Origin of the sequence: Pseudomonas sp. NGC7 (genome assembly GCF_047159675.1) — a bacterium.
In the GTDB taxonomy this organism is placed as follows: Bacteria; Pseudomonadota; Gammaproteobacteria; order Pseudomonadales; family Pseudomonadaceae; genus Aquipseudomonas; species Aquipseudomonas kermanshahensis.
In genome coordinates, this window is the sequence record NZ_BAAFZY010000001.1 from 5,458,117 (window position 1) to 5,479,933 (window position 21,817).

Annotated in this window: 16 protein-coding genes; 7 read left to right on the forward strand and 9 right to left on the reverse strand. The window is 57.0% G+C overall.

Translation table 11 applies throughout. The annotated features are described in order from the left end of the window. Positions 1 to 33: 33 nt before the first annotated feature. Both ACMCNM_RS24395 and ACMCNM_RS24400 read left to right on the forward strand, forming a co-directional pair. Complete coding sequence (locus tag ACMCNM_RS24395) at positions 34 to 279, forward strand: helix-turn-helix transcriptional regulator (protein WP_412765572.1); 246 nt, start codon at positions 34 to 36, stop codon at positions 277 to 279. A 103-nt stretch (positions 280 to 382) separates the two neighbouring features. Beyond that, positions 383 to 1,771 (forward strand): YfjI family protein, encoded by a 1,389-nt coding sequence (locus ACMCNM_RS24400; protein ID WP_412765573.1) that lies wholly within the window; start codon positions 383 to 385, stop codon positions 1,769 to 1,771. 169 nt (positions 1,772 to 1,940) lie between these two features. Here ACMCNM_RS24400 and ACMCNM_RS24405 read toward each other — a convergent pair whose 3' ends face one another. The 4 genes from ACMCNM_RS24405 to ACMCNM_RS24420 are packed head-to-tail and all read right to left on the reverse strand — an operon-like array spanning position 1,941 to position 9,391. Further along, positions 1,941 to 2,852 carry a restriction endonuclease gene (locus ACMCNM_RS24405; RefSeq protein ID WP_412765574.1) on the reverse strand — a complete coding sequence of 304 codons (912 nt, stop codon included), beginning with the start codon at positions 2,850 to 2,852 and terminating at the stop codon, positions 1,941 to 1,943. Between the two features lie 28 nt (positions 2,853 to 2,880). Next, a complete protein-coding gene (locus tag ACMCNM_RS24410; RefSeq protein ID WP_412765575.1) occupies positions 2,881 to 6,066 on the reverse strand; it encodes a type I restriction endonuclease subunit R in 3,186 nt (1,061 codons plus the stop codon). Next, positions 6,066 to 7,418 carry a hypothetical protein gene (locus tag ACMCNM_RS24415; RefSeq protein WP_412765576.1) on the reverse strand — a complete coding sequence of 451 codons (1,353 nt, stop codon included), beginning with the start codon at positions 7,416 to 7,418 and terminating at the stop codon, positions 6,066 to 6,068. Before ACMCNM_RS24415 ends, ACMCNM_RS24410 begins: the two co-directional genes overlap by 1 nt. Continuing rightward, on the reverse strand, positions 7,415 to 9,391 hold the full coding sequence (locus tag ACMCNM_RS24420; protein ID WP_412765577.1) for a type I restriction-modification system subunit M: 1,977 nt from the start codon (positions 9,389 to 9,391) through the stop codon (positions 7,415 to 7,417). Before ACMCNM_RS24420 ends, ACMCNM_RS24415 begins: the two co-directional genes overlap by 4 nt. A 1,270-nt stretch (positions 9,392 to 10,661) precedes the next feature. On the opposite strand from ACMCNM_RS24420, the gene ACMCNM_RS24425 reads away from it, so the two are divergent. Beyond that, positions 10,662 to 11,006, forward strand: coding sequence for a hypothetical protein (locus tag ACMCNM_RS24425; protein WP_412765578.1), 345 nt, complete (start codon positions 10,662 to 10,664; stop codon positions 11,004 to 11,006). Positions 11,007 to 11,027: 21 nt separating this feature from the next. Here the strand turns inward: ACMCNM_RS24425 and ACMCNM_RS24430 are convergent, their stop codons facing one another. Next, positions 11,028 to 11,657, reverse strand: a complete 630-nt coding sequence (locus ACMCNM_RS24430; RefSeq protein ID WP_412765579.1) for a recombinase family protein — start codon at positions 11,655 to 11,657, stop codon at positions 11,028 to 11,030. 172 nt (positions 11,658 to 11,829) lie between these two features. Further along, complete coding sequence (locus ACMCNM_RS24435; RefSeq protein WP_412765580.1) at positions 11,830 to 12,522, reverse strand: hypothetical protein; 693 nt, start codon at positions 12,520 to 12,522, stop codon at positions 11,830 to 11,832. Positions 12,523 to 12,807: 285 nt separating this feature from the next. On the opposite strand from ACMCNM_RS24435, the gene ACMCNM_RS24440 reads away from it, so the two are divergent. The 3 genes from ACMCNM_RS24440 (at position 12,808) to ACMCNM_RS24450 (ending at position 15,960) form a co-directional block, all read left to right on the forward strand. Further along, a complete protein-coding gene (locus ACMCNM_RS24440; RefSeq protein ID WP_412765581.1) occupies positions 12,808 to 13,173 on the forward strand; it encodes a hypothetical protein in 366 nt (121 codons plus the stop codon). Between the two features lie 440 nt (positions 13,174 to 13,613). Further along, positions 13,614 to 14,786 carry a tyrosine-type recombinase/integrase gene (locus ACMCNM_RS24445; protein WP_412765582.1) on the forward strand — a complete coding sequence of 391 codons (1,173 nt, stop codon included), beginning with the start codon at positions 13,614 to 13,616 and terminating at the stop codon, positions 14,784 to 14,786. Positions 14,787 to 14,853: 67 nt separating this feature from the next. After that, a complete protein-coding gene (locus ACMCNM_RS24450; protein WP_412765583.1) occupies positions 14,854 to 15,960 on the forward strand; it encodes a helix-turn-helix domain-containing protein in 1,107 nt (368 codons plus the stop codon). 197 nt (positions 15,961 to 16,157) lie between these two features. Here ACMCNM_RS24450 and ACMCNM_RS24455 read toward each other — a convergent pair whose 3' ends face one another. Beyond that, positions 16,158 to 16,397 (reverse strand): hypothetical protein, encoded by a 240-nt coding sequence (locus ACMCNM_RS24455; RefSeq protein WP_412765584.1) that lies wholly within the window; start codon positions 16,395 to 16,397, stop codon positions 16,158 to 16,160. A gap of 360 nt (positions 16,398 to 16,757) precedes the next feature. On the opposite strand from ACMCNM_RS24455, the gene ACMCNM_RS24460 reads away from it, so the two are divergent. After that, the gene (locus ACMCNM_RS24460; protein ID WP_412765585.1) at positions 16,758 to 18,611 is read left to right on the forward strand and encodes a 3'-5' exonuclease; all 1,854 of its coding nucleotides are present in this window, start codon (positions 16,758 to 16,760) and stop codon (positions 18,609 to 18,611) included. 94 nt (positions 18,612 to 18,705) lie between these two features. Here ACMCNM_RS24460 and ACMCNM_RS24465 read toward each other — a convergent pair whose 3' ends face one another. Beyond that, the gene (locus ACMCNM_RS24465) at positions 18,706 to 21,099 is read right to left on the reverse strand and encodes a TonB-dependent siderophore receptor (protein ID WP_412765586.1); all 2,394 of its coding nucleotides are present in this window, start codon (positions 21,097 to 21,099) and stop codon (positions 18,706 to 18,708) included. A gap of 152 nt (positions 21,100 to 21,251) precedes the next feature. Beyond that, entirely contained in the window at positions 21,252 to 21,731 is a 480-nt protein-coding gene (locus tag ACMCNM_RS24470) for a hypothetical protein (RefSeq protein WP_412765587.1), read from the reverse strand. Between the last annotated feature and the right edge of the window lie 86 nt (positions 21,732 to 21,817).

Below are 21,817 nucleotides of genomic sequence, written 5' to 3' on the forward strand. Positions count from 1 at the left end.
AATCTGTGTCGGCTTATACACAGAGACCCACACATGCCGACACATGCCCCCAAGAAGTACCTGATCAGTCACGCCTCGCTACAGCACTGCTTTGACAAGAGCCGCTCCGGCCTCGAAAAGCTGCGCGAAACCGATCCCTGCTTCCCTCGCCCTATCAAATTTGGCTCGAGCAAACAGGCTGGCGTTTACTTCGTCGTCGCGGAGGTAGAGGCCTGGCTGGAGAGCAAGATCAGCGAACGTGATGGAGTCCCGAGCGAGAAGCCCAATGACCTCACATGAGCAAATACCGTCATTCTTGGCAGAGATGCCCGAGCCGGCACTTGCCTCATACCTGAACCCAGGAATTGGGCCAAAACCGCTCCCGATCGAGTTGGCCAGGGTCATGCCCTGGCGTGACGAACTACTGCCTGCCGCTCTTCAGGAGTACGTGCGGGATGTCGCTGAGCGCACCCAGTGCCCGCCTGATTTTGTTGGCGTCGCGCTTGTAGTGGCTGTCAGCGCCGTAGTCGGGCGCAAATTCACCATCCACCCAAAACAACACGATGACTGGATGGTCGTTCCCAACCAGTGGGGCGTCGTCATCGGTCGCCCATCCGCCATGAAATCGCCTGCACTCAAACACGCACTGCGTCCATTGCATGCACTGGAGTCCAGGGAACGAAAACAGCACGGCCAGGCGGAAGCCGAACACAAGGCAAGCAGCGAGCTGCTCGAAATGGAGCGCAACGCAGCCAAGGTCAAGGCAAAAAAACTTCTCAGTAGCGGCGACAAGAACGCTGCTTTGGAGGAACTGAACAGACTTTCCAGCGACATGCAAGCTCCTGTCCTGCGCCGGTACATCGTCAACGACTCCACTGTCGAGAAACTCGGCGAGCTGCTCAACGAAAACCCCAACGGCCTACTGCTTGTGCGTGACGAGCTGGGAGGCTGGCTGGCGACGATACAGAGCGAGTACGGTTCTGTTGCGCGAGCGTTCTACCTGGAATGTTTCGATGGCAACGGCTCATTCACCTACGACCGCATTGGGCGCGGCACCATTTTCATCGAGTCATGCTGTTTATCCTTGATCGGCGGCATTCAACCGTCACGAATCGCATCGCTGGTGCGCGCCGCGATCAGCGGTGAATTGGATGACGGCCTGATTCAGCGCCTGCAACTCGCCGTTTATCCCGACGATGTCCGCGAATGGCGTCTGGTGGACCGCTGGCCGAACAAAGCCGCCACTGAGCGCGTGGATTGGGTTGTCGAGCAGCTCGACCAAATACCCGATCAGCCTCGTTCTGCACTCAGGTTCAGCCCAGAAGCTCAGGAAATATTTAACGCCTGGTATACGCGTCACATGCAACAAAGCCGGAGCGACGAACTCCACCCGGCATTGCAATCCCATTATCTGAAAATGCCGCAGACCATTGCGGGATTGGCCCTACTGTTCGAACTGGTCGAAGGTGGACAAAGAGCCGTGGGCGCAGAGCCCACTACCCGCGCCATCAACTGGGCGGCCTACCTCATGAGCCATGCCCAGCGACTGTACGGCACAGCGATCAACGCCCCATTACTCGGTGCCAGGCTCATCCTGGAGCGTCAACAGAAATTACCCGAGCCATTTACGGCACGAGAGGTGCGCCAGAAGGACTGGACAGGATTGGGCTCGCAAGATGCCGTGAATAATGCGCTGACAGTTCTGGTTGAGCACGACCTCATCATTGGCTACGAGGTGGCTGGAGAAAAAGGAGGCCGCCCTTCGACGCGCTATGTCTGGAGAAAAACATAGCCTCGCTCCAATCGACTTACTCAGATAGTCGAAAATGCGACCTCCAAAACCTACGAAACCCTGTTCTGTAGGTTTTGTAGGCAGCCCGCCCCCTGGTAGGGGATAAGATCTACTAAGCCAACAGTGATATTCGGGCGAATTTCGCTAGACCGGCGACCAGCATTGCGCCTCACACCTCGGCGAAGTAATCACTATCGAGCTGCTTCACCTCGTACACCTGCTTGATGCTCACCCCCAAGTTGTTCTCCACCATCAGGCGCGCTAGCTCAACGCCGTCGATCAGCACCACTTTGATATCCAGCCCCAGCGCCGCTTCGCGAGCGCCGACGGAGAAATCCGAGGTGGTGATAAACACCCCTTTGCGTGCCCGCTGGCGGGTCAATGCGCCGATGAACTTGTCGATCTCCGGGCGGTGTACAGTGTTGCTCCAGCGCTTGGCCTGCAGGTAGATCACGTCCAAACCGAGCTTGTCCTCCTTGATGATGCCGTCGATACCGTCATCGTTGGTGGCCTGGGTCGCCTTGCCGGCCTCCTTGCGCGAGCCGCCGTAGCCCATGGCGAGCATCAGATCGACCACCAGTTGCTCGAAGAAGCTCGGCGTTGCGGCGCGCACCTGCGCTAGCAGCTCATCGGCGAGCGACTGCAGCAGCGCCTGGTGCGCCTCTGCCAGTTGCTCGTCCGGCGTCGTTTCGGCGGCATCGAGCGCTACCACGCCCGGCGCATCAGCTGCCTGCGGCTTGACCGTATGGAAGTCGGCAAACTCGGGAAACTGCTTAAGCCAGCTCACGGTGATGCGTTGCGGGCCGCTGACCAGGGCATCCCGGCCACGTGCGGTGATCTGCACCATGCCCTTGGCCGGAATGCACAGCAGGCCGGCCTTGTTCAGGTAGGTGCGCGCCCAACCTACACGATTGTTGATCACCGTTTGATTACCCGAAGGCAATCGCGCTTTGCGCTCGTCCTCGGTCAACTGGAACTGATCGGCAACGCGCTCGCGCAGCTCATGGAGTGCCAGCGGTACGCCATCCTGCACAGTTGCAAGCACCGGGCGCATCACACTTTGGAAATCAGGAATTGCCATTTCTACGTCCTTTCCCTGTTCGTTGCATTCAGATGCCGCGCATACCGCTCTCATCGAAGCCGGTTGCCGACTTCAGCATCTTCAAAATCACCAATGCAAAGGCTCGGCTCTTGGTCTGGTTATCCAACACCTCCAGCGACAGCTTCTCGTGATCGGTCATGGCATCCAGCACGGTGTCCAGCACGCGCTTGGGGAACAGGCCGTGCATGACTTGCTCGACCGAGTGGCTGTTTACCTGGGCCATCACATCCTCCTGGCGACTGATGCGATTAGCGATGCCGCTGAGAAACTGCAACTGATCCTCATCGCTCACCTCGGCGCCGAAGATATCGTTCAGCGCCTCGATGATCTCCGACAGCCGTTTTTTCTCCGGATCATGAGCGTTGCCGCCACCGATTCCGGTAAACGGGTCGAGGCCATAGTTGCCTTGCTCCTCGCTCAGGCGTAACTGATGCTCGGCACGTTTTCTCAGGCGGTAATGGCTCAATTGCAGCTCGCCCAGATCGACGTCATCTTGATCCAGGCGATCAATACGTAGCAGCGGATACAGGTGCTTGGCATACACGCACAGTTGCTCCAGCTCGCGATCTTCATAGGGGATGATCTGCGAAAGAAATTCGTACAGGCGCACAAAGCTCTGCAGATTCTTCTTGAACAGGTCGAGTTGATCCACCTGCTCGCCGGCCTCCTTGACTGCCGCCTCAGCTTTCTTCAGGCCCGCACTGTCGCCATTGCGTTCGGCGTTGCGTTTGAAGTCCAGCGCCTGCTGACGTGCTTCCTGGGCCAGCTTGTAGCGCTTGGCAAAGCGCTCCTTGGCCGGTGTGCAGTAGTAGCTGAGCTTGCTGGCGGCGGCCTTGGGGTCGAAGAAGGCGATGGCGAACGCCGTCACCTCTTCCCAGTGGTAGATGCCCTCGGCATCCAGCTTCTTCTGCAGGTCATAGATGATCTGCGGGTCGGTCACGTCGGTCAGCTCAGCCTTGGTGTAGTACGGCAGGAAGGCGTCGAGAATATCCTTGGCGTCGTTGAAGAAGTCGAGAATGAAGGTCGGCTTGCTGTCGCCAAAGGTGCGGTTCAGGCGCGACAGGGTTTGCACGCAGTCCACGCCCTGCAGTTTCTTGTCCACGTACATGGCGCACAGCTTGGGCTGATCGAAGCCGGTCTGGTACTTGTTGGCGGCGATCATCACGTTGAAGTCCTGGGTGTCGAACGCCTCCGCCAGGTCACGCCCGTTCAGGCCGGGGTTAAGCAGGCTACTGCTTTCGGTCACCTCTTCGGGGATCACCCCGTCCGGCATCACGCTGCCGGAGAAAGCCACCAGCGGATGCACATCGCTGTAGCCCATTTCCTTGACGTAGGCTTGCACCGCCATCTGGTAACGCACCGCCTCCTGGCGGCTGCTGGTGACCACCATGGCCTTGGCCTGGCCGCCCAGTAGGTGGCGGATATTGGAGCGGAAGTGCTCGACGATCACCTCCACCTTCTGGCTGATGTTGTACGGATGCAGACGCACCCAGCGCGCCAGCTTCATGCGCGCCTTTTTCGAGTCCACCTCCTCGTCGTCGCCGTCCGGGTGGGCGATCTTCCAGGCCGTACTGTAGGTGGTGTAGTTCTGCAGCACATCGAGGATAAAGCCCTCCTCGATGGCCTGACGCATGGAATAAAGGTGGAACGCCTCCGGCTTGTTGTGGGCACTAGGCGGCAATGTCGGGTCGGGTAAGCGGCCAAACAGCTCCAAGGTCTTGGCCTTGGGTGTGGCGGTAAAGGCGTAATAGCTGATGCGCTCATTGGGCGCGCGGGCGGCCACGGCGGCGTCCAGTAGCTCTTCGGCGCTGATTTCTTCGGCCTCCGGGGCAACGCTGCCGAGAATCTGCCTGAGCTTGCTGGCCGACGACCCCGTCTGCGAGGAATGCGCCTCGTCGGCGATCACCGCATAGCGCCCGCCAGCCAGCTTGGGATACCTGTCCAGCGCATCGAACAGCGCGGGGAAAGTCTGGATGGTGACGATGATGATGCGCGTCTGCTCGGCCAGCGCCTCGGCCAGTTGCTCGGACTTGCTCTGGCTGCCAACATCGCGGGTGATGCACTTGACCACGCCCTGGGCATGCTCGAACTGGTAGATGGTGTCCTGCAGCTGCTTGTCCAGCACGGTGCGGTCGGTAATCACTATCACCGAGTTGAACAGGCGCTGGCCCTCGGCATCGTAGAGCGAGGCCAACTGATGCGCCGTCCAGGCAATCGAATTGGACTTGCCCGAGCCGGCGCTGTGCTGGATCAGGTAGCGCTTGCCCGGCTCCTCGTTGCGGATGGTGTCGATCAGCGTGTTGACCACCTCCCACTGATGGTAGCGCGGGAAGATCAAGGTTTCTTCGGTCACGTGATTGCCATCGGCATCCTCTTTCACGCTCTTTTGCAGGTGCAGGAAACGGCCCAGAACCTTGAGCCAGGCATCCAGCAGGAACAGACGCTGCCACAGGTAGCCGGTGGCGTACTGACTGTCGTCCGGGGCCGGTGGGTTGCCGGCACCGCCGTCGAGGCTGCCGAGGTTGAACGGCAGGAAGAAGGTCTCCTTACCGGCCAGCTTGGTGGTCATCGCCACTTCATCCTGGCTCACGGCAAAATGTACCAGCGCGCCGCGCTTGAAGGTGAGCAGCGGCTCGGGCTTGCGCGTCAGCGGGTCTTTGACCGGGCGATCCTGGCAGTACTGGCGCTTGGCGTTATCCACCGACTGCTTGAACTGGCTTTTCAGCTCCAGCGTGGCAGTAGGGATGCCGTTGACGAACAGCACCAGATCCAGCCGTGGGTTGTACTGACCTTCACGGCAGTGGGGCGAATAGGACACCTCTGGCACCACGCGCAGGCGGTTGCACTGGTAGCGCGCCAGCGTTTGCGGGTTCATGCCGTGGTCGGGCTGGAAGCTGCATGCCTCAATCTTCACCCCCGGCAGCTTGAAGCCGTGGCGCAGCACCTCCAGGGTGCCGCTCTGCTCCAGCTCGCGCACCAGCTTCTGCACCAACACCGCTTCCGGGTTGTTCGGGTTAGCCTTGGCGAACTTGTCCCAACGCTCCGGCCAGGCGGCCTTGAAGTAAGCGAGAAAGTCCTCGGTATAGAGCGCCGTGCGCCGGTCGTAGCCGCTGGCCGGGCCGGTGAGCCACCCCTGGGCGACCATGGCGGTGATGATGTCCTGCTGGAACTGGGCTTCCTTGCTGTCCGCCATTAAACGGCCTCTAGTGTGAATTCGGGAATTGGCGCGCTGGCCGGTGGTTGCCAGCCGCGTACGTCGATTTTGCCGGTGACGGCGGCAGAGATTAGGGCGGAGCGGCGTTCTCGAAGTAGCCTAACCGCATACTCACAATCGGATATTCCTTGATCGAATCGCGACGCTACCGCTTTGATTTCTCGTAATAGCTCTTCCTGCTCTTTGCGGGGAGGAGCAATAATCACCAGATTCGCAATAATCTCGGAGTTCAGTCCTGACAGGATTGCCCCTCGTTTAACAAGACCCAACTGGGTTGAAATATAACCAGCCTCATGCAGAAGTAACTCCAGATAATCAGGGCTCATCATTTGTTCCTGAGCCCTGACTCGGATGGTGTCCGAGTCAATAATTCCTGCTTGCGGTAAAAATGAAACCCTTCGGCAGTTTCCTAAGCTGCCCTTTCTTGTAAGTACGATATCTCCTACCTCAAGGTGGTAGTTCGAGAGCGCGAAATAGCGTTGCTCCGAAATCCATCTATTTCCAGAGGAGAAATCTCCAGAAATAGTGTTTTCCTGACCGTAAACCTTGTATCCCGTATCAGACTCATCAAGCTCAAGCAGCATTCCACCAAATGGCCCCATCTGGATTCCGGTGGCATCAATCACAAGCTGTTTGAGTCGTTTGATTTCCCAATGCACCGGCACCTCGCCCAGCCAATCCACTCCAGAGTCTTTCATCGACACCGTCGGGTCGAGGCCTATGGTGACGGCGTGGGAGATCACGGCCTGGCGCTTTTCCTTGAGCAGCTCGATCAGGCGCTGCTGCTCTTCGATCAGTGCATCGATGCGGGCGGTTTCGTGGTCGAGGAAGCGGGCGATTTGGGTTTGCTCTGCCTCAGGAGGAACACCCAGCACAATATTCTTCATGTCAGAGAAATTGGTGCTCCAAAGGTCAGCAACTATCCCCTTACCCCAACGGTAATACTCCTCTTGAAATAGCTCGCTTCTGAGCAAGTGATGAATAAACGGGCCATGTAGCCCTGTTGGGATCAATACGGTGCAGATCAACGAAACTGAGCCATCCAATGGCGAAAGTCCGGAAGACCCCTTACGGTCAGAGCGGCTATTGATAACGAAATCGCCAGCCAACACCTTTTTTCTATTGTCCCCATCCTGCGTTTTGGCTGCGCTTTCAAGCCGGGGGACAATCCCCAACTTGGTCACTGACAAAGGTTCGAACTCAGTATCACTGGCCCTTTCTCGACGCTCATCGAAGTAACGGCCAAGACGTTTTAGTACCCAGTGCTCAGGTACGTCTCCCAACCAGATAAAGCCTGACGCCTTATATTTCGGATAACTGGGAAACGTCATGCCGACAGCCCCTCAATCATCTGCTTGATGCGGTCGGTGCAGGCTTTCAGGTCGCGGTCGATGTCTGCCAGCGGGCGCGGTGGCTGGAACACGTAGAAGTGCCGGTTAAAGGGAATCTCGAAGCCGACCACACCGACTTCGCCGTCCTGTTCATCACGCCTGCTCTCTTCGATCCAGGCATCCGGTACATGGGGTTTCACTTCGCGCTCGAAGTAGTCATGCACCGACTCGCCCAGCGGCACGTTTTCAAAGTCGCGCAGGCCGCTATCGGCTTCCGGCTGGCCCTTGCTGGTGCAGATATCCGCCTTGGGGTCGCGCTCGCTCAAGCCGCTGAGGATGGCTTTCAGCTCGGGCGTGCTGGGAGATACATCGTGAGCGTTGAGCGTCTTTTTCAGCAACTTGCTGAACTGCTCGCGGTTGCGATGTAGCACGCTGGCATCCATGGTTTGCAGCACGTCAGTCAGGCGTTGCTGAGCCGGCGCGTCCATCTTCTGGATGGCCTTTTCTTCCAGTACCTTTTTAATCCGCTGGCTGCTTGTCTGAAAGCTCAGGCGCAGCGGGCGCTCGACGGTGATTCGCCGGTAGCCGAAGGCTTCGACAGGGAAGATCTTGCTCTGTGCGGTTTCCTCGAAGCGGCCATACAGGCGCACCAGTTCGTCGATCTGCTCCTCGGTGATGTAGTGGCGCTTGCTGCCCAGCGACTTGCGCATCTTGGCAAAGTGCTGGCTGCCGTCGATCAATTGTATCTTGCCCTGGCGCACGGCGGCCTTGTGGTTGCTCAGCACCCACACATAGGTGGCAATGCCGGTGTTGTAGAACATGTCGGTGGGCAGCGCGATGATCGCCTCGACCAGATCGTTCTGCAGCAGGTAACGGCGGATCTCCGACTCGCCCGAACCGGCGCCGCCGGTAAACAACGGCGAGCCGTTGAGGATGATGCCGATGCGCGAACCGCCTTCACGCGGGTCACGCATCTTGCTGACCAGGTGCAGCAAAAACAGCAGTGAGCCATCGGAAACACGCGGCAGGCCGGGGCCGAAGCGGCCGTTGAAGCCTTTGCTGCTGTGCTCGTCGGTAATCTTCTTCTGCACCTTCTTCCACTCCACGCCAAACGGCGGGTTGCTGAGCATGAAGTCGAAATGGCTGTCGGCCAGTTGGTCATCTGACAGGGTGTTGCCCAGCTTAATGCTGGTAACGTCCTGCCCCTTGATCAGCATGTCCGCCTTGCAGATGGCGTAAGACTCGGGGTTGAGCTCCTGGCCATGCAGGGAGACGGTAACCTTTTCGCTGATCGACTGAATGTACTCGTCACCCTCGGAAAGGAAGCCTCCGGTGCCCGCCGTCGGGTCGTAAATGGTGACGATGCGGTTGGGTGCCAGCTTATGGTCTTGATCGGTGATCACCAGCGAGGTGGTCAGATGCACGATATCGCGCGGGGTGAAGTGCTCCCCGGCGGTTTCGTTGGAGCTTTCCGCAAACTTGCGGATCAGCTCTTCGAAGATGATGCCCATGCCGAAGTTGCTGATGCGCTCGGGGCTCAGGTCAGTCGCAGCGAAGCGCTGTACCACCTGATACAGCAGGTTGGCAGCGGAGAGCTGCTGCACGAAGTCTTCAAAGTGGAAGTGCTCGAAGATCTCGCGGGCATCCTTGCTGAAGGACTGCACATAGCTCATCAGGTCGGCGGCGGTCTGGGTGTCGGACAGGGTGCCGAGGGTCAGCTTGGAGGCATTAAAGAACTGCTGACCGGCCGCCCGCAGCAACAAGCGCTCGCGCACCAGGTCGGGCCGGCCTTCCTGCGCACAGGACGCACTGATCACCGCGTCCTTGGTTGGCTCCAGCACACATTCCATGCGCCGCAACAAAGTGAACGGCAGAATGATACGACCGTACTGCGACTGCTTGAAATCACCGCGCAGCAGGTCGGCAATCGACCAGAGAAAGGCGGCCGTCTGGGAATGGTTTTCCGTGTTCACGCAACTGTTCCTTGGCGTACAGGCAAAAACCGCAAGCTTAACCTGTTGAGGGGCTGGCTGTACCGAGCCATAAGCGACTTGTGCAGCGCATAGACTGCGGGAATTGGATCTGCCAGACGTTCCATGACGCGCTGGAATCGCTTCGTCGTCATCCGTTGCCCATTGACCGCTCTGCCTCTGCGCTAAGAAAGACGCACCGTCATCTGCCGACCGTTTCTCGTCGCAGCCGGAGCCTTGCACTTACGCCCTTGATGCCAGATCGTCATCTGACGCTGATTTGCCGCTACCACTGAGTCACCCCGCGAATAGGTCACTCCCTCAGGCGTGGCGTCATACTGGACGTCACCCCTTCACAACGCCAACTACCTGGAAAACCCGTAAAAACGCTGAATCCCAGCATTCATACGGGTTGCAGCAACAACACCCCTTCACAACGCCAATTCCCTGGGAAAAGCTCGTAAACGCTGAAGCCCAGTATTCATGCGGCTTGCAGCGACAACACCCCTTCACAACACCTCTTAACGACACCCCTTCACAACGCCAACTACCTGAAAAAAGCTCGCGAAAACGCTGAACCCCAGTGTCCATGCGGCTTTCAGAGACAACACCTCTTCACGACACCCCTTCAAGCAAATCGGTAAGTTTCTCTATGGGAGGTGAAGCGTCAGACTCCCATAAGCAAGAGATGGGAGGTGAGCCCATTTTTTACGATGTGTCGCGAAGCGGAACCAGGCCCCTCCCAAAAGGCACCTGATCAGAGATTTGGGTTTTCTGAGGTCGAGGCGAGACTGAGCCCACCTACACCGAAGGGGATCCACCATGAATCTGTTCGCGGCCGTTGCTAACCTGATTGCCTCAATCGTCCAACCTACAAAACCGCTTTACACCACAGTGGTATTCTGTGGTTCGATCACGGTGGCTCGTTCGCAGACTGAATCAGCGCCCGCCAGTTGCCGGCGCTAGAACGTTGAATCAGCGTGCGAAACTGCTGTGAATTTCTGTACAGTGAACGAGTCTCTTAGACTCTGATGCCCACCAGCACGGGAGAAGAACATGGATCGGTTTGAGCTACTGATCTACTCAGTGTTCAGCGTGCTCTGCGCCTTGGGGGTAACAGCCGCGATTGGTTACAGGATCGCCGCTTACCTGGACAAGCAGCACGACAACAGCAGACACAGCGGAACACGCCCGAACTCGACTGCCGATTAATTGGATCAAGTGAGCGATCAGGGCACGTTCAAGCACGTGTCAAGTCAAGGAGGATGACACCGTGAGCACAGTTGAATGCCAGTGCTGTAGGAAGATGATGGTTCCGAAGGTGATCACCAGCGCGCCGTTCTACGTCAGCGGAGTCCCCCTAGGCGGCGGTGATCCCGAGTCATCCGTATGTCCCTTCTGCCTGTCGCCGAAATGGATGCTCACCGAGCGCCAGGCTCTGGCCGCTGGCAGGGCCAATGCAGAGTTCTACGGCATTATGGTTCTCGCCCTGGTAAACATCGTTGCCTTCGTCCGCCTCGGAGAGCTGGGGGGCGGGATAGTGCTTGCTGTATCAGTCGCAGCCTTCCTCCTACGCAGCAGAATTATCAGCGCGCTGCAGCAGCGTTTGAGGCGTTAAACCAGCTCGCCTCGCCCCCCTTCAAATTACATTGCTGCAGGCCATCTGATCGCGAACTTTAAGCACCGTGGTGGTGCTGCAATCTGCATGGCGAGCAGTCGCGCGAATACCCAGGCCAGCGCCCAACAGTTCACCGATGCGCTGATGTAGGTTCTTGTCAGCCGGCCGACCTTTGTAAGCGCCGGAGGCTTTTGCCCGCAGAATGCCCTGGGCCTGACGCTCACGACGCTGCTCATAGTCCTTGCGCGCGATAGCCGCCATCATCTCAATCATCATGCCGTTGATAGCGGCCTGCATTCGGTCAGTGAATTCGTCACCAGCCGTGTCTCTCATGCTGTGGTGGCTGGTCGGAAGATCCAGGGCGACAATGCGCAGCCCCTTGGAATCAATCGCAGCCTTGAGTGCCTGCCAATCAGCCACCGGCAATCGGGAAAGCCGGTCGATGCTTTCCAGCAGCAATACGTCCCCCTTGTGGGCGTCCGCTATCAGTCTCAACAGCTCTGCTCGGTCAGTTCTGGCCCCACTGGCGTTCTCGATGTATTGCGCAGCGATGGCTTTGCCATGGTCGGCAGCGAACTGCTGCAGAGTGTCACGGGCGCGATTGGCGTCTTGCTCGGCAGTGGATGCACGAAGGTAGGCGCGTACGAACATGAGATTTCCTTTCGCGTATCAGTTTGGATGGTGTTTTTCGGGCGTATCAGTTAGACCGTTACTTACAAATTCGAGCACCAGGGAAATCTTGCTCTCGGACGTATCAGCTAAGGCATACCCAAAAAGATCGCCGCAGATTTGCGAAAACCCACAGCGATACATCGCAGCAGAATTATTTCCCTACGAAGTAGAACACTCTGCCCTGATTGAAGATTGCCGCAGGGATCGAGTTTTTCCTCAGCCGCTGGCCAGGGTGGTAGATGTAGATCCACTCAGGCAGATGCTGCGATGCAAGCAGCATGGCTTCCGACGTTGTCATGTCGTTCTTGTAGGCATCTAGCGTGAACTGGTTATCACGTATGAATATCGGCCCGTAGCTGAGTGGCGATCTCAGAAAGCTCGGCGATTTAGCAATCTCGTCCCTGTATGCAATCGACCGCTCCGCATAGCTATCTGCCAGGGATACATAGCTGAGGTGATGACCATCAGGATATTTACCGGTCTGCATTCGCAACTTCGATAGGCCATTGGCAAAAACTCTCTTGCGAGCATCTTCGACCTTACGCAATGCGAGAGCAGACGCAGCCTCCGGCGAGCTTGCCTGGTCAGCAGGTACCCACGCTACAACCTGAGTTGCACGCACCGGATCGCTCGACCCACCCAACAGCATCAAGCCCAAGCCAATTCCCGCTGCTGCGCCACCACTCAAGCTTGTAGGTGGCGAAGCGAAGCTAACCGCGCTTAATCCAGCATCCCCGAGCACTGTTCCAGAGCCGCTGGCTGGGCTCGCCCTTTCAACGGCCCCTGCCAACTCGATTGGAACGTCACGCTGCCCTGAAATCCCCATGGCGGTCAGAACATGCATAGCATCCGACCATTTTTCCCTCGGTACATCTCTCGGCTCAGGAAGCTGCGCAGTGCTAGTCCCCCGGGTGCCAGAACACCCAACCAGAAGAGCTACTGTCGCGGCCAGCAAGCCGATTCGGATCGTGGTTGATTTGTTACCCATGGCGCCACTCCCTGTTTTGATTGCCACAGCTTATGAAGGCCCTCTGGAAACCCAACTCCATCTGTACTCGATTTGTGCCGGCTTGGGTTTTCCATGAACTGGCATAGGGTGCTATGCAACTCAATGCACCGGAGATCCACCATGGAATTTCGTCACCTCGGTAACGGGCAGACGTTTCCTCCCATAGCACCCAACGGCCAGATTTACGCCGTACCTGTTACAAAGGAAAACCAAGTAGAAATTTTCTGCCTGACATCTGAAGGAATTGTTGGATGCGGTGTTACGGCCAACTGGGCCGATATCACTGGCGCCTACTACGACGATGAGTCTTGGGAAATCATCCTTCGCAATTACATCGGCAGGGGAATGCGCTTCCGGCGGGGAGTGCCCTGCGGAATCGTCGAAGACGGCCACGAAACTCTCAAAACCAATATCCAAGGGTTCGCAATTCCAGTTTGCGTAATGAGCCGCATCGCATTTGAGCAGAAAAAGCTGCATCCGACGTGACTTTGGCCTTGGGCTTTGAGAGCAGCCAACAATCTGGTTGCGTCATGCGGCTTGGGCATGCCCCTGGTTGGGGGATTTCCAGACTTCTAATTTCCGTCGATTTTGTTGCCTGAAAGCGAAACACAAGCCTGGGAGCCGTCCGTAGGCTGTATCCGAGTAGTCAAAGGGAGTCGGATATGAGCAACAGTACCGTTAGACGCTGTTTACGCGAGCAAGCCGAGAACGACAAATCGATACGTGGCCGCTGCGCACTCGCTACCCCTGAATAACCAGGACTGACGCCCCATGCGCTACGTAACCGTCAGGAAATTTGCTGCCGAGTCTGGCTACAGCGAGGACGCGATCCGCTCCAAGATCCGTGATGGTGTATGGCGGCTTGGTGAGATTTGGTTGAAAGCGCCGGACGGCCGGACGCTTATCGATATGGAAGGATATGAAACATGGGTAGAGGCGGGAGTGGGGTCAGGGCAGTCTCAGACTCGAGCATCGAGATCACGTTCATGTTCCGGGGTGTTAGGTGCCGCGAGCGCGTTGCGCTCAAGCCCTCCGCCACTAATCTGAAGAAGGCCCAGCAGCACAAGGCGGCGATCGAGCATGCCATCGCCCAGGGGACGTTCGACTATTCCGTCACGTTCCCAGGCTCTCCCAGGGCAGCCAAGTTCGCACCGGAAACCAGCCGGGAGACGGTTGGTGGCTACTTGACCAGGTGGCTGGAAGCGAAGAAGAAGCACATCTCCAGCAGCACTTTCGAAGGCTATCGAAAGATCGTCGAGTTGCGACTCGCTCCTTCCCTGGGCCACCATCTTGTCCTCGATCTCAAGCGGAAGATGGTCAAGGACTGGCTGGACAAGCTGCAGGTCGGCAACAAGACCCTGAGCAATATCCAAAGTTGCCTGCGATCAGCCCTAAACGACGCGGTCGACGAGGAGCTGCTGGACACCAATCCGCTGGCCGGCTGGACATACGCCCGTAAGGAAGCGCCGCCGAAGGATGACGACGTGGACCCGTTCACGCCTGAAGAGCAGCAGGCAATTCTTGCCGCCCTCAACGGCCAGACCAAGAACATGGTGCAATTCGCGCTCTGGACGGGGCTCAGGACAAGCGAGCTTGTCGCGCTGGATTGGGGAGATGTGGACTGGGTCCGAGGAGAAGTGATGATCAGCCGGGCAATGACGCAAGCTGCAGGTGGAGAGGCTGAGGTGACCAAGACTACCGCCGGTCGACGGTCGGTAAAGCTACTTCGCCCCGCTCTGGAAGCGCAGACCGATCAGAAGGCGCACACATTCCTGGCTGATCAAGAGGTATTCCAGAACCCGCGCACACTTGAGCGCTGGGCAGGAGATCAGCCGATCCGCAAAACCATGTGGCATCCCGCGATGAAGAAGGCCGGCGTTCGGTACCGACGTCCCTACCAGACCAGGCACACCTACGCATCGATGATGCTTTCAGCAGGAGAGCACCCAATGTGGGTGGCCAAGCAGATGGGGCACAGCGACTGGACCATGATTGCCAGGGTCTATGGTCGATGGATGCCTTCCGCAGACGCTGCTGCTGGGAGCAAAGCGGAGTGCCTATGGTCCAACGAACCGAAGCAAGAAAATCTTGCAAAATAGCTCTTTGCAAGATTTTCTTGCGAGCTATCCTATTCATAGCTATGCTCCGCAACCGAATGGAGGAGCCATGACCGCCCCAGTTATAACCTACCGCTTGCAGCATCTGCGCCGCACTCATTCCCTGACGCAGGAACAGCTTGCGCAGCAGCTTGGATTCAAAGACCGTCAGACTCTTTCTCAAATCGAGAACGGAGAGCGGAAGCTCAGCTCCGCAGAAATGGTTCGCGCATCAGAGATTTTCGGCGTTTCTTTGGATTACTTTACCGACCCATTTGAATTGGCCGGAGAAGGCCATTTTTCTTGGAGGGAGAACGGTACCAAGCCAGAAGCACTAGACGACTTTGAACTTCGTGCAGGGCGATGGATTGCTGCTTATAGACATCTATCTAAGCTCAAAGGAGACGTGATTAACTCGTCTACCCGAAGGGTAGCCCTTAATCACCAGTCCACATTTGAAGAGGCCATTGCTGAAGGCGAAGCAATGGGCAAAGCGCTAGAGCTTGGCAGTATTCCATCGAAAAAACTTGCCGAAGCTCTGGTAGATAAGCTGGATACTCTGGTCCTTGAAGTAGACACCGCACAAGGTATTTCAGGCGCGGCGTGCCGACTCAATCAGCTGAATGCCATTGTTATTAATCGTCAAGAAACTGCTGCGCGACGAAATTACGATATGGCACATGAGCTTTTCCATCTAATAACTTGGGATACAATGCCCCCACCCCGGCTTGATATTGCTGCCCCTACCGATAAAAAGGCAAAACGTGTAGAGCAGTTGGCCGACAATTTCGCTGCTGGGTTACTGATGCCGACAGCACTAATAGAGAAGCTAATTGAGGCTTCAGAATTAGCTAAAGGGCCGGAACTAGTACCTTGGCTTAATTCTCACGCTCAAATGCTGGGGGTAAGCGCAATTGCGCTTCAGTGGCGCCTTGTTAACATGGGTATCATTAACAAAGCCTGCATGGTAAGTGAGGATTTCATCAAGAACAATGGTGACTCCCAGCGTGCAAAGCCTCCAGCTAAATTCGGCAGGAAATTTATGGAAATTATCGGCTGGGGTCTCGACGAAGGACATGTTTCTGTTCGTAGAATTTCGTCCCTTCTGAATGTTACAGTCGATGAGCTCGCAACAATTTTCGAGAATCACGCCCTACCGATTCCGTATGACCTTTGAGGATACCAATGTTCGAGAAGGACCAAATCGTACTTATCGATACGAACGTGATACTTGAAGCTCATCGAGTGAGCTGCTGGAACACTCTCTCAAGCTATTTCAGACTCACAACGGTAGAGACTGTAGTGCAAGAGACTCAGACTGGCTTCCAAAACAGAAGTCCTGGGCAAACTATCCAGCTGGCACCACTCCGCGCCTCATTTCATCACATCGAGGATGTTAAGGATCTTGACAGGGCTCAGTTTGCCGCTGACCACCCTGGCGTGCTCCTCGACCCAGGTGAGCGCGATCTCGTCATCTACGCGGGTTCGATTGACCCCAAAACGGTTTGGTTTCTCAATAGCCCCGACATGGCCGCAGTTAGATACTGTCACGAAAACAAGTGGCTTGATCGCGTTGTGTCTCTCGAGGCGATGAACAGGCATATCCAGGCCCACACCACATCCAGCCTTCGTGACAATTTTACGGAGAGCTGGCTTAGCAGCCGGCGAACTCGTTTGAAGCTGAATAGTTTATGACAGCTTAATGCCAGCTTTATGGCCACAAGCCGCATAGACAAAGTGCCGGCTGCGGGTTCAAATCCCCCCGGCTCAAGAAAGATGTGACACTAGCCCCCACGACTCTCTTTTTCGCACCGTGTTTCCAGCCCTTTGTTCGCGCCGCTTCCTCCAAGTATCTCGCCCAGTGAACCTGCCGCATCCCCCCAAAAAATCCACGCCCCCCCTCACCTTTTTCATTGCACCCCGCAGCAATAAATCCTACCGTGCATGTCGTTTTTGGATATGGAGGCTAAGGATATGGCCCAACTCTTCCCCGCACTAAGTGCCTGCCGCTTCGACGCCCCAGGCGAAAAACGAATCGCCGAACGACTCGAAAAAAAGCTCTCAGACCACTGGTTGTGCTGGTTCAACGTGCCAGTCGGGCCAAAAGGCCTGCAACCTGATTTCGTCCTCCTGCACCCCAAAATCGGGCTGCTAGTGCTTGAGGTCAAAGACTGGAAAATCACTTCGCTGATCTCGATGACGGCCAGCGATGTAAAAAAATACGATGACGGCCAGGAAAAAACCGTCATCAACCCGCTGGCCCAAGCCCGCAAAAATGCCTTTGAAACGGTCCAGGCATTGGAAAAAGACAGCGCCTTAACCCAAGGTGCTGGGGCTTACCGGCCTGGCAAACTCATCATGCCGTACAGCTGGGGGGTGGTCCTCACCGAGATCACTCGCAAAGAGTTCGATGCAAAGAAGCTCGGCGCAGCGATGGAAGGCACGCGGGTAATCTGCAAAGACGAAATGTACGAAACTGCAGACAGCACGGTATTCGAACAGCAGGTGTGCAAGATGCTCGTACATCAGTTCCCGGTGCATTTGCAGCCGGAGCAAATTGACCGAGTGCGCTACCACCTGTTTCCCGAGATTCGGTTAAACCCGGCACGTGCTCAGTTCGGGTTGTTCAGTGAACAAGATGCTCCCCTTCCCAGCCTGCTTAAGGTGATGGACCTTCAGCAAGAGCAGCTGGCACGTTCCATGGGCGATGGCCATCGGGTGATCCACGGTGTCGCCGGTAGCGGTAAAACCATGATCTTGGTCTATCGCTGCTTGTACCTAGCCCGCGTAGCTACCAAACCGGTTTTGGTCTTGTGCTTCAACAAAACGCTTGCCGCGCGTTTGAGCCAAGTACTGCAGCAGCACCGTCAGGACCACAAGGTTACGATTATGGGCTTCCATGCCTGGTGCCACGGTTTACTGACCAATGCAAAGCTAAGTCTTCCTGAAATGAAAGGGGCGAAGTTCGTTCAAGCATTGGAAGAAGAAGTGCTTCGGCACATGGAAAGCGGCGCCCTAGCCCCAGAGCAATACGCCGCCATCCTCATTGACGAAGGGCATGACTTTAAACCCGAGTGGTTTCGCTTGGTCGTCCATCAGGTGGATCGCGAGCGTGAAGACCTGTTGGTACTGTATGACGACGCTCAAGCCATCTATCGCGGCAAGACGACGGGCACGGCCAAAATGGCGTTCAGCTTTGCCAGCGTAGGCATCAAGGCCTCTGGCCGGACCACAGTGCTGCGTACCAATTACCGCAACACCCTAGAAGTACTCTCGGTGGCCCATGCTTTCTCCAAGGATCTGCTAAGCGCACGTGATGCCGAAGACGATCATGTACCGGTGCTTGCACCTCAAAGTGCGGGGCGTCGGGGTGAGATGCCACAGCTTTTAAGCTTCTCTCAGCCAGCACAAGAAGCACAGTGCCTGGCGATGAGGTTAAGGGCAGAACATGAAAACGGCAGAGCCTGGGAAGACATGGCGGTGATTTACCGACATACCAGTCAAGCCATCTGGGTTGAGGAGGCGCTAAAAGCGGCAGGTATTCCGTACACCAGTGCTAGGGTGATCTCTCAGCGTACAAAGCTCTATGCCGAAAACTCGGTAAAAGTCGTCAGCATGCATTCCAGCAAAGGGCTGGAGTTTGGTTTTGTGATGATCCCGCGCCTGCATGAAATGCCAGGAAAAGGTGAGGATGAGGCCGACGAGATGCGCTTGCTGTACGTGGCGATGACACGGGCAGTTGATCGCCTGGTGATGAGCCATCAAGGCCAGTCAGGGTTCACCGAGCGTCTTGGGGAGGCGGTGGCCCAGGTAAAAGCCAGCCTTTAGGCAGCTGCTTAAATCAGTACCACATTCACCATGCGTGAAGGAGCCAACGTAAGTGCCCGCCATACGGCGGGCACTTCACAATCCAGAAATCGCCTTACCAGCTATAACTCAACTTAGCCGTAACCTCCCGCCCCGGGTTGTAATAATTCGCCGTCCCCGACCCCACCACATGCTGCTCATCAAACAGATTGCTCACATTCAGCGCAAGGTCGGTCCCCTTGGCAATCTTGTAATTCAAAGCCGCATCAAACAGCGTGGTCCCATCGCTTTTCTTGGTATTGGCCGCGTCCATGTAATAGGCCCCCACATACCGCGCCCCCAGCCCAACGCTCACGTCAGTATCAGGAATGCTGTAGTAGCTCCAAAGCGAGGCAGAATGCTTCGGCGCCGTGGTGAATTCCTTACCCTTCAGCGACGAGCCGTCATACAACGACCCACGCAGCACTTCAGACTCCATATACGAGTAAGCCCCGATCACGCTGATGTCTTGCGTCACCTGCGCCTTGGCTTCCAGGTCCAGGCCGCGCACGCGAGACTCACCCACTGTCTGCTGCTCGATGATGCCGCTCGGCAACACCACGGCAATGGTGACGTTCTCCTGCGTCAGGTCATAAACAGCCGCAGAGAACAACGCATCCATCCCCATGGGCGAATACTTCACGCCCACTTCGTACTGCCGGCCCGTTTGCGGGGTAACGCCAACCTGTGGCGGCGAAACGGATTCCACCATGCTCACGTAGGTCGACACTTCATCGTTGACGATATAGGTCAACGCACCGCGGTAGGAGGTTTCGGAGAAGCTGTCGTTTTCACTCGTGGCGCCGCCGATGTACTCCTTGCTGGACAGGTCCATGGAGTCGTTACGCACACCGGCAGTTGCAATAACGCGGTCGTAGAACGACAAGTTCTGCTGCAGGAAAACAGCCTTGGTCGTGGCGTCGTTCTTTTTGCGGGTATACGGCGAGATATCGCCCGGCACGCCGGTGAAGATTGGGTTGGCGATATCGATGGAAGGCGCCAGGCCATAGACGGAGCTTTGCTTGGTGGTGGAGTCGAGGTACTCCACGCCCACCAGGGTGCTGCTGTCGATGTGCTCGAACTGGGCATCGTATTGCAGCATCAGGTTGCCGTTGAGTTGGTCGGCATCGCTGTCGGTACCAAACACGTAGCGTGGGATCGTGGTGCCAACACGCGTAGGGCTGTCGCTCAGGTAGGCGTAGCCGAAGTCATCGCTCAGCTCGCTGTAACGCAGGTTGCTGCGCAGCACGAAGCCGTTGTCGAAGTCGTGGGTGATGTTACCGCTGAGGCTGGTGCGCTCGACGTTGTGGAAGTTGTAGCTGGGCTCACCGTAAAAATCGCTGCGGTCGTATTCCTTGTCCAGCGGGTAGCCACCGCTGTTGGGCGAGCTGTCGGTTTTCAGGTAGTCCAGGATGACGGTGGCCGAGGTGTAGTCGGTCGGCGCCCAGGTCAGGCCACCCATCACGAAGCGGTTGTCGTCTTGCGAGTGGTCGTACTCGCGGTCGCTGTTCTGCATCTTGGCGGTGAAGCGGCCGGCGACGGTTTTTTCGTCGTTCAGCGCATCGCCAACATCGATGCCGGTCTCGGCATGGTCGTAGGAGCCGTAAGTGACGTAGCCCTGGCCGAACTGCTCGAAGCGGGGCTGTTTGGTCACGAAGTTGACCGAGCCACCGGGGTCGGCCGGGCCGAACAGGGTGGAGTTGGCGCCGCGCAGAATCTCGATGCGCTCGTAGGCGTAGGGGTCTTCGCGCACACCGCGCATCGAGCTTAAGGTCAGGCCGTCGCGGTAGGTGGTGGCCTGGAAGCCGCGGATCTGGAAGTAGTCGTTGCGGTCGTCCGAGCCGTAGAAGTCGCTGATGACGCCTGGGGTGTAGAGCAGGGCCTCTTCGGTGGTGCTGACGCTGCGCTGCTCCATTTCCTTGCGGGTAACCACCGACACCGACGCGGGCGTGTTGAGGATGCTGGTCGCGACTTTGCCACCCACCCACAGCTCTTTGGCGACCACCGAGTCGGCATCGTCGTCAGCGCTGGCCTTAACCTTGGCATTGATGATGACGGGCGCCAGGCGATAGTCCTCGGTCGCGCCAAGTTCGAGCGGGCCGGCAGGCTTGGTTTGCGCAATGATCAGGTAGGCATTCGGGCCTTGCTGCTCTGGCTGCAACTCGGTCCCCTGCAACAATGACGACAGTGCTGCCGACGTCTCGAGCGTGCCTTGGACGCCTTGGGTCGTGCGGTTGCCGATGCTCTGCGCATCGTAAGACAGGCTGATGCCCGCCTGGCGCGCAAAGCGGTCGAGCGCCGGCGCCAGCGGCCCCCCCGGGATGTTCCACTGCTGCAGTTGGTTGTTGTGATCAGTGGCCAAGGGTTGCGCAAGCGACGGCAAGGCATAGCTGCTGACAACCAACCCCAAGAAAGCGCCGTGCAGGGCACGATTCAAGGGGTGGCGCTGTGGAACCGGGGTCGAACTCATTTTCTCGCTCCGTGGAGTGCTGGCAGACTGGCCTGTATTCCGGCCTTCTCTACAGGCCGAACGAGAATGAGAAAACACCTCATTTATTTTCAGGTTTCTGCGCAGCACACGTCACACGCGCGCTATTGAGACTCCTACACCGCCGTCGAGGCTTACCGTGCGCCCGCTTCCACCGTTGAATGTGCCCCGTCGTCGCGGTCATTCAACTTCAGAATGTGCTCTTTGATGGAAGTACCCGCCAGGCTGACGAACGTCATATAAAAGTCCTTACCCAGATGCAGCAATGGCGAGCCTTTCAAGGAGTCGGCGGCAGCCCTTAATGTAAATACCCCGAATTGTTCCGCGATGCTTTCGATGCTGCGCGTACGCTTGGAGGGCTCGTCATAGGGCTTCTGATACCAGGTGGCGATTTGGTAGTCGACATCTTCTCGTTCAAACACCGCATACACATGGCTGACCAGGGCTATGCTGGTTTCGCGAATCAAGCCAGGGTCGACATTGTGTTGTTCAAGCAGCGCTTCGATGGGCTGGTTCATGACAAACAGCAGGTCTGCATTCGTATAACCGGGCATCGGAGGGAACACGCCGGGAGGCAGTTCGATGGTTGGGGCAGGTACGTCGTCATTGTGCATGTGAAGCTCCTTCTTCAGCCTGAATTGGCGCGCAGTCAATGACATTTGCCAATTGAATTAGTTGCGCGTCAAGAAGAAACAATCGC